Origin of the sequence: Kitasatospora sp. NPDC057198, assembly GCF_042670125.1 — a bacterium.
Classification (GTDB): domain Bacteria; phylum Actinomycetota; class Actinomycetes; order Streptomycetales; family Streptomycetaceae; genus Kitasatospora.
Map to the genome: position 1 here is coordinate 1 of NZ_JBHUWH010000834.1, position 1,654 is coordinate 1,654.

The following is a 1,654-nucleotide window of genomic DNA, read 5'->3' on the forward strand; positions in this document are numbered from 1 at the left end:
CACCCCGCTCACCGTCGAACCCGACGGCACGTCCACGCACATCCCGCTCTTCACGTTCACCAACTGGTAGACGCCCGAGGAGACCGGCACCAACCTGAACTGCTGATTCGTCTGCCCGCCGCACCCCCACTGCTGCAACTTCGTCCCCGACGACGTCGAACCCGACGGCACGTCCAGACACATCCCGCTCTTCACCACCGCCAACTGGTACGTCCCGGCGGCCGGCAGCGTCACGGCCTCGGCCGGGGCGCCCAGCACCGAGACGGTGCCCGCTCCGAGCAGCAGGGCCGCCGAGAGGCCGGTCAGGCGGCGGGTGGTGGTGCCTCGCATGGTGGTGGTGTCCTTCCGGGTGGAGGTGGCGGTCATCGGACGGGGTTCCAGCCGTCGGCGCCCGCCAGGTACTTCTGCGGGGTGTACGCGGCGGCCTGGGCGTCGGTGAGTTGCGGGCGGTTGGCGTTCACGCCCGCGCCCGCGCCGGTGTTGCGGTACTCGAAGTACCGGGCCTTCTGCCAGGTGCTGGTGGACATGTTCGTCCAGGGCTGCGCGGTGGCGATGGTGTCGGTCAGCACCGACTCCCGGTACACCACCTGCGCGTCCTGCCGCCACGGCCGTCCCAGCTGGGTCTTGCCGGCGGTCGTGCCGTCGACCGTCGAGCGGTAGAACAGGAAACCGTAGGCGCGCGCAGCCGGGGTGCTGGCGGCGGTGATCGGGCCGCCGGTGGTGCGCTTCTCGTGGATGCGGCAGTTGTCGAACACGGCGACGCCGCCGCCGTAGATGAAGTCGACCGTCCCCTCGACGTACGAGCCGACCACGTACGTCCGGGCGCTCTCGTTGACCAGGAAGGTGTCCTGGTCGCCCAGCAGCCGCACGTTGTCCAGCAGCGCCCGGTCGGCGTCCAGGTAGAGCGCGAGGGCCTGGTCTCCGGTGTCGGAGCTGTTCTCGTCGAAGTCGTTGCTGAAGGTGAGGTTGGTCGCCGTGAAGTCGTGGCCCTGGGCGACCACGGTGGCGCTGCCCGAGGTGCCGTAGGTGCCCGCGTTCCGGTTGCCGACCAGCACCACGTCCGCCGGGCCGGCGCCCAGGCCCTGGAGGGTGATGAACGGCTTGTCGGCGGGGACGGTGACCTTCTCCCGGTAGGTGCCGGGCTTGATGGTGATCACCACCCGGCTGGCGTTGCCGCTGCCGACGGCGTCGATCGCCGCCTGCACGGTGCGGTAGCGGCCGGTGCCGTCCTGGGCGACGGTCGGCGCGGCGGTGCTGCCGACGGGGCGGAAGGCCCACTGCTTGTTGGTGTTGGCGGTGCAGGTCTCCTGGATCACCGGCGTCCCGGAGGTGGTGGACGCCCCCTGGTCGCTGACGCACAGCCCGCTGCGCACGCTGACGATCTGGAACGTGCCCGAGCCGCTCGCCACCAGCCGCCACTGCTGGTTGGTCTGCCCCGCCCCGCACCCCCACTGCTGCAACTGCACCCCGCTCACCGTCGAACCCGACGGCACGTCCACGCACATCCCGCTCTTCACGTTCACCAACTGGTAGACGCCCGAGGAGACCGGCACCAACCGGAACTGCTGATTCGTCTGCCCGCCGCACCCCCACTGCTGCAACTTCGTCCCCGACGACGTCGAACCCGACGGCACGTCCAGACACATCCCGCTCT

2 protein-coding genes are annotated in these 1,654 nt (G+C 70.4%); both read right to left on the reverse strand.

Going from position 1 to position 1,654, the window contains the following annotated elements:
* Positions 1 to 366: RICIN domain-containing protein (locus tag ACFUEL_RS39465; RefSeq protein WP_380243013.1), on the reverse strand; the 366-nt coding region annotated here is incomplete at its 3' end.
* Positions 363 to 1,654: pectinesterase family protein (locus ACFUEL_RS39470; RefSeq protein ID WP_380243015.1), on the reverse strand; the 1,292-nt coding region annotated here is incomplete at its 5' end. The genes ACFUEL_RS39465 and ACFUEL_RS39470, both read right to left, overlap by 4 nt.